At 71.1% G+C, this 6,341-nt stretch carries 5 protein-coding genes; 3 read left to right on the top strand and 2 right to left on the bottom strand.

The window, feature by feature from the left end:
• Positions 1 to 37 precede the first annotated feature (37 nt).
• A complete protein-coding gene (locus tag NS283_RS17240) occupies positions 38 to 1,240 on the bottom strand; it encodes an amidohydrolase family protein (RefSeq protein ID WP_058598080.1) in 1,203 nt (400 codons plus the stop codon).
• 78 nt (positions 1,241 to 1,318) lie between these two features.
• Between NS283_RS17240 and NS283_RS17235 the strand changes: the two genes are divergently transcribed.
• Positions 1,319 to 2,167 carry a Sir2 family NAD-dependent protein deacetylase gene (locus NS283_RS17235; protein ID WP_058598084.1) on the top strand — a complete coding sequence of 283 codons (849 nt, stop codon included), beginning with the start codon at positions 1,319 to 1,321 and terminating at the stop codon, positions 2,165 to 2,167.
• Between the two features lie 17 nt (positions 2,168 to 2,184).
• Here the strand turns inward: NS283_RS17235 and NS283_RS17230 are convergent, their stop codons facing one another.
• Positions 2,185 to 3,024: a PaaX family transcriptional regulator gene (locus NS283_RS17230; RefSeq protein WP_058598079.1), complete on the bottom strand. Its 840-nt coding sequence runs from the start codon at positions 3,022 to 3,024 to the stop codon at positions 2,185 to 2,187.
• A 108-nt stretch (positions 3,025 to 3,132) separates the two neighbouring features.
• Here NS283_RS17230 and NS283_RS17225 point away from each other — a divergent pair, with 108 nt between their 5' ends.
• Both NS283_RS17225 and NS283_RS17220 read left to right on the top strand, forming a co-directional pair.
• Positions 3,133 to 4,623: an FAD-dependent monooxygenase gene (locus tag NS283_RS17225; protein ID WP_058598078.1), complete on the top strand. Its 1,491-nt coding sequence runs from the start codon at positions 3,133 to 3,135 to the stop codon at positions 4,621 to 4,623.
• Positions 4,620 to 6,287 (top strand): (2,3-dihydroxybenzoyl)adenylate synthase, encoded by a 1,668-nt coding sequence (locus NS283_RS17220; protein WP_058598077.1) that lies wholly within the window; start codon positions 4,620 to 4,622, stop codon positions 6,285 to 6,287. The genes NS283_RS17225 and NS283_RS17220 overlap by 4 nt, the downstream gene beginning before the upstream one ends.
• Positions 6,288 to 6,341 lie beyond the last annotated feature (54 nt).

Here is a 6,341-nt window from a genome sequence, read left to right as displayed (position 1 = left end):
CGTGTCCTGGACACTCAACGGGAAGGGGGCAAGGGGGCTACGCCACGTGCAGCACCCGCCCGCCGCCGACGACCAGGGCGCGTTCGGGCACGCGGACGAGCGCGTCCATCGGGTTCTCGGCATCCACCAGCACGACGTCGGCGCGCGCTCCCTCGACGAGGTCGTGCTGGTCACGACCGACGGCCCAGGCGCCGGCGGTCGTCGCGAGCCGCACGACGCGGAGCAGATCCTCGTCGCGGACGAGTCCCGCGGCCCGCGCGTACTGCCACGCGATGCCGAGCGTGTCGCCCGTGCCGTAGGGGCTCCAGAGGTCGCGGATGCCGTCGGTGCCGAACGCGAAGCGCACGCCGGCGGCGTCGAGCTCGGCGAGGGGCAGCTGCGGGAGCCGCAGGGGTGCGACCGTCGTCATCGTGACCCCGACCTCCGCCATCGCGGCCAACAGGTCGCGACGGTGCGAGGGGGCCAGCTGGGCGACCGCGAAGCCATGCGCGATGTTCACGCGATCGCGCAGGCCGAGCCGTGACGCACGGTCGACGAGCAGCTCGACCTGGAACGCACCGAGCTCGGCGGGGTCGTGCAGGTGGATGTCGACACCGACCCCGGTGTCGGCGGCGAGCGCGGTGATCGCGTCGATCTGTCCGACCGGGTCGCGGTCGATGGTCGCCGGGTCGAGCCCGCCGATCGCGTCGACGCTCGGCCGGGTCGCGGCATCCCGCAGCGAGTCGAGCACACCGGGGCGACGAAGGACGCCGTCTTGCGGAAACGCGACGATCCGCACGTCGAGCGCACCCTCGTAGGCTGCGGCGGCTTCTTCGACCGCCTCGATCCCGCGCAGCCCGACGCCGGTGTCGACGTCGACGTGCGTGCGGATCGCCGTGGTGCCGTGACGCACGAACTCGCGCAGGACGTGCGCGGAGCGTTCGAGCGAGGGGATGCCGAGGGCCTCGCGTTCGGCCCGCTCGTGGCGGATGCGCCCCTCCGTGGTGCCCTCGCCGCCGTATGACTGCCACGGCAGGCCCCACCAGGACTTGTCGACGTGGGCGTGGGCGTTCACGATGCCCGGCAGGGCGAGCAGGCCACGCCCGTCGAACTCCCGGACACCGATCGGCGCGGACCCCGCGGGGGTGACGGCGGTGATGATTCCGGCATCCATCGCGATGTCGACCGGATCTCCACCCCACGGTCGCACGTGGCGCAGGCAGGTGATGTCGAGCATGGCGGGTGGGGGGAGAGCGCTCATCCCTCCAGTATCGACGGCGTTCCGGTGCGCGTCCGGTGGGTGACGGCCCGCCCTAGACTCGATACGACGGAGGTGCGCATGACCGACACGACGAAGGATGCCGAGTCCCTGGCATCCATCGATCGGGCCGTCGAGGTGCTTGCGGGTCGCCGGATCGCGGTGCTCACGGGTGCGGGCGTGTCGACGGATTCGGGCATCCCCGACTACCGCGGGAAGGGTGCTCCCACCCGCACTCCGATGACGGTGCAGCAGTTCCTCTCCAGCGCTGAGGCCCGCCGCCGGTACTGGGTGGGCAGCCACCTGGGGTGGAAGGTCTTCGCCGCGGCCGAACCCAACGACGGCCATCGTGCTCTGGCCGATCTCGAAGCGGCGGGGGTGTCGAACGGCGTCGTGACGCAGAACGTCGACGGTCTGCACGTGCGCGCGGGCAGCGGGAGGGTCGTCGAGCTGCACGGCACGATGCGCCGCATCGGCTGCCTGCACTGCGGGCAGATCTTCGACCGCCGCGACCTCGCCGAGCGCATCGAAGCCGAGAACCCGTGGATCACCGCCCCCGAGAACGTCGAGCTCGGCCCCGACGGCGACGTCGCCCCGACCTCGGCGGAGGGTTTCGTCGTCCCGGTCTGCTCGGTGTGCGGCGGCACGCTGAAGCCCGACGTCGTCTTCTTCGGCGAGTACATCCCGGTCGAGAAGTTCCGCGAGGCCGAGCAGCTCGTGCACGCGAGCGAGGCACTGGTCATCGCGGGGTCGTCGCTCGTGGTGAACTCGGGCATCCGCCTCGTGGAGCGCGCGCGCCGACGACGCCTTCCCGTCGTCATCATCAACCGCGGCGAGACCCGCGCGGATCGTCGCGCCGCGGTCAAGGTCGACGGGGGCACGACGCCCGTGCTGCGCGCGTTCGCGGAGCGGTTGCCGGGACTGCTCTGACGCCTCGGCCGCGACGACTACGTCCCGCGGGTGAAACCGACCGCCCCGCCCTCGAGGAACGCTCGGTGCGCCCCCCGCACACGCAGCCCGGTGAGGCGTTCGATCGCGGCCGTCGCGCGGTCGCGCAGCTCGCCGTGGCGCCGTACGAACACCTCGTGTGCGCGCGGCGCGTTCCACCCCGCGGGGAGGAGAACGCTCGGCAGGTCGGGGTCGGTGAAGGGGAATCGGCGGTAGTCGTCGGTCAACCGCACACGCGCCACGAGGGCGTCGTCATCGTTCGCCTCGGACGCGGCCACGTCGTGAGTGTGCACGAAAGCGCCGTAAAGCGAGTCGAGGGCGGCGAGGTCCCACCCGCGGGCCGCGATCGAGCGGTCATGATCGAGGTCGCCCGTCCGGCTGACGAACACGTCCGAGCCCACTCCGTTGGCCTCCATCAGCTCTCTCGCCGCGGCCGCGCGGTCACCGGGGGCGATCCAGACGGCGGGCTGCAGCTGACCGAAGCCCAGCCAGGTGAGGCTCTTGCGCATCTCATCGCGCGCCGAGCGATCGCCCGCGCGTGTGGCGATGAGCGTCCATTCCCCGCTCCAGTCGCCGGCGACGTGGCGGAAGATGCGCTCACGCCCCTCATCGAGCAACTGCCACGCTTTCGGCGACAGGACGTAGGTCGTGAGCCTTCCGTCGCGACGCGTGTCGAACCAGCCGTCGGCGCGTAGGCGCGACATGACCACGCGGGTGGTGGCCGGCTCGATGTCGAACAGCTGCAGGACGTCACTGAGCCCGCGCAGGGGAACCTCGCCGTCGCCGCAGTAGCGGAAGTAGTCCCCGAAGAGCGTGAAGACGAGGGAGCGGGGGCGCATGCGAGAACGTTACCGGAGATGAATGTAACGAAGCTATGGCGGAGAACGCATTTGTGTTGCATACTCATTGCGTCGTGACGGATCGACATCTTCAGCAAGGAGGCTGACATGCGTATCGCGATCATCGGAGGCGGTCCCGGCGGCCTTCTCTTCGCCGCCCTGGCCGCGCGGAACATCCCCCACGCCGAGGTCGACCTCTTCGAGCGCAACCGCGCCGACGAGGCGTTCGGCTTCGGCGTCGTGTTCTCGGACGCCACGCAGAGCGGAGTGGATGCCGCGGACTCGGCGCTGCGGGAGACCCTCGACGCCTCGGGAGTGAGGTGGGACGCCATCCGCGTCAGCGCGAAGGGCGAGACCATGACATTCGGCGGCAACGGCATGGGCGCCGTGTTGCGAAAGGATCTTCTCGCGGCCCTCCAGCGGCGCGCCGCGGACGCCGGCGCCCACCTGCACTTCTGCACCCCACGGCGCGTCGACGAGCTCGACGATTACGACGTGATCGTCGCCGCGGACGGCGCGAATTCCCAAACCCGCGCCACGATCGGCGACGACACCCTGGGCGTGACCTACGAGACCGCCGCCGCCAAGTTCATCTGGTTCGCGACCGACGCCCCCTTCGAGGGACTGACCTTCTTGCACACGCACGCCGACGGCCTGCCGGAGGACGTGGCCGGGGTCTTCGCCGCGCACGCGTACCCGATCGGCGGGGGCCTGTCGACCTTCATCGTCGAGACCGACGAGGACACCTGGCGCGCCGCCGGACTCGACGGGTTCGATCTCTCCACTCCCCCGGGGCCGAGCGACGAGCACAGCCAGAAGCGCCTCGAGCAGATCTTCGCCCCGCTCATCGACGGCGCGCGCCTCATCGGCAACAACTCGCGGTGGGGCAATTTCCGCACGATCCGCGCGCGCAGCTGGCACCACGGCAACGTCGCCCTGCTCGGTGACGCCGTGCACACCGCTCACTTCTCGGTCGGCAGTGGCACGAAGATGTCGCTCGAGGACGCCATCGCCCTCGCCGACGCGCTCGCCGCACACCCCGACGACATCGATGCCGCATTCCTCGCCTACGAGGCGGTCCGGCAGCCGCAGGTGGCCCGCATCCAGGGCGCGGCCCGACCGAGCCTGTCGTGGTGGGAGAACTTCGGCACCTACTTCCACGCCTTCGAGCCCTGGCAGTTCGGGTTCCACTTCTTCTCGCGCGCCCTCCCCGCGGCGAAGATCGCCCGACGTGATCCGGATGCCGTGCGCCGAGCGCTCGATCGGTGGCAGAGCCGGCACGGGGCGCCACCGTTGGAGTCCGCCGTCACGGGGCTCCTCGATCGACGCGTGGTCGACCGCGATGACCTGCCCCCTGTCGTCACCGTGGCGGCGGGTGACGGCATCCGACCCGACGACGCCGTGCGCGAGGCCCTCGCCTCCCACCGCGATGCCGCCGCGGTGCTGGTCACCGGGGGCAGCGCTCTCGACCGTCAGCTCATCGCCGAAGCAGCACGCCTGCGCCACGGCGTGGCGGCGATCATCGACGAGCCCGATTGCGACGAAGATCGTGCCATGACCCTGGTGTTGTCGGGCCGCGCGGATGCGGTGCTGCGATGAGGACGCGGGAGGGGACGACGCCCTGGCCCGCCGAGATCGTCGAACGCTACCGCACCGCGGGGCTGTGGCAGGGCCGCACCCTGGGTGACGCGTTCGCCGAGGCCGCGCACGTGCACGCCGACCGCATCGCGCTGGTCGACGACGCGGTGTCGCTCACGTACGCCGAGGTGCACGACCGGGTCGAGGCCTGCGCGGCGCGCCTGATCGATCGGGGACTCGCCCCCGACGACCGGGTCGTGGTGCAGCTGCCCAATCACTGGACGTTCGTGGTCCTGACGCTGGCGTGCCTGCGGGTGGGCATCGTGCCGGTGATGGCGCTGCCCGCCCACCGCGAGCACGAGCTGCGACACCTGGTCTCGGCATCCGAAGCGGTCGCTCTGGTCACCCCCGACTCGCTCCGCGGCTTCGACCACCTGGCGCTTGCCCGCACTCTCCGCGCGTCGAGCCCGACGGTGCGGGATCTCATCGTCCTCGGCGACACGACCCCCCAGCCCGACACCGTCAGCCTCACCGCGTTGTGCGCGCCCTCCGACGAGGCCACCCGCACCCGCCGGCTGCCGACTCCGGACGCCGCGGACGTCGCGGTGTTCCTTCTGTCAGGCGGAACGACGGGCCTGCCCAAGCTCATCGCCCGCACGCACGACGATTACCTGTGCAACATCGTCCTCACGTCGCCTCCCTCGGCGGTCGACCGCGACACCGTGTACCTCGTGACGCTGCCGATGGGCCACAACTTCCCGCTCGCGTGCCCCGGGATTCTCGGCACCCTGCTGGCCGGCGGCACCGTCGTCCCTCTCGGGTCCCCCCGGCCGGAACGTGCCTTCGCGGCGATCGAACGACACGGGATCACTCACACCGCCGCGGTGCCCGCGGTCGTCGCCTCGTGGCTGGATCACGCCGCCGTGGAGGGATTCGACGCGCTGCGGAGCCTGCGCGTGCTGCAGGTCGGCGGCGCGCGCCTGGCCGACGAGCTCGCGGAGCGTGTCGTGCGCGGGTTTCCCGGGACGCTGCAGCAGGTCTTCGGCATGGCCGAGGGGCTCATCAACGTCACGCGCCTCGACGATCCGATCGAGGTCGTCGTCGGCACACAGGGGCGGCCCGTGTCGTCCTTCGACGAGTTGCGCGTGGTCGATGAGACGACCGGTCTCGAGGTCGCCGCGGGCGAACCCGGCGTGCTGCTCACCCGCGGGCCGTACACGCCGCGCGGCTACTACGACGCCCCCGAGGCGAACGCCCGGTCCTTCACCCCCGACGGCTTCTACATCACCGGCGACATCGTGCGTCAGCGCCCCGACGGCAATCTCGTCGTCGAGGGTCGCAGCAAGGATATGATCAACCGTGGCGGCGAGAACATCTCGGCCGAGGAGGTCGAGAACCTCGTCTACGGACTCGCGTCGGTGCGCTTGGCGGCCGCCGTGGCCATGCCGCACGGCACCCTCGGTGAGACGGTGTGCCTGTTCGCGGTGCTCCACGACGGTTGCGAGCTCGATCTCGCCGCGGTACGCGCGCACTTCGACACCTCGGGCGTCGCCGCCTTCAAACGCCCCGACCACCTCGTCACCGTCGAGGAACTGCCCCTGACGAAGGTCGGCAAGATCGACAAGAAGGCGCTGCGGGAGCGTCTCGCGGACGAGCTCACGGCATCCGAGAGGCTCTCGCGATGATCACCGCGCACGCGCTCCGCACACGGTTCTCCGCCGAGCTCGGGCCTACCGGAA

The sequence above is a fragment of the Microbacterium testaceum genome (assembly GCF_001476285.1).
Classification (GTDB): domain Bacteria; phylum Actinomycetota; class Actinomycetes; order Actinomycetales; family Microbacteriaceae; genus Microbacterium; species Microbacterium testaceum_B.
Note: the sequence above shows the minus strand (reverse complement) of the source record. Positions and strands in the feature narration are given on the sequence as shown.

What these genes read in the sequence shown, in the direction of transcription:
- NS283_RS17240 (WP_058598080.1), bottom strand. Translation starts at nt 1,240, where the DNA reads ATGAGCGCTCTCCCCCCACCCGCCATGCTCGACATCACCTGCCTGCGC.
- NS283_RS17235 (WP_058598084.1), top strand. Translation starts at nt 1,319, where the DNA reads ATGACCGACACGACGAAGGATGCCGAGTCCCTGGCATCCATCGATCGG.
- NS283_RS17230 (WP_058598079.1), bottom strand. Translation starts at nt 3,024, where the DNA reads ATGCGCCCCCGCTCCCTCGTCTTCACGCTCTTCGGGGACTACTTCCGC.
- NS283_RS17225 (WP_058598078.1), top strand. Translation starts at nt 3,133, where the DNA reads ATGCGTATCGCGATCATCGGAGGCGGTCCCGGCGGCCTTCTCTTCGCC.
- NS283_RS17220 (WP_058598077.1), top strand. Translation starts at nt 4,620, where the DNA reads ATGAGGACGCGGGAGGGGACGACGCCCTGGCCCGCCGAGATCGTCGAA.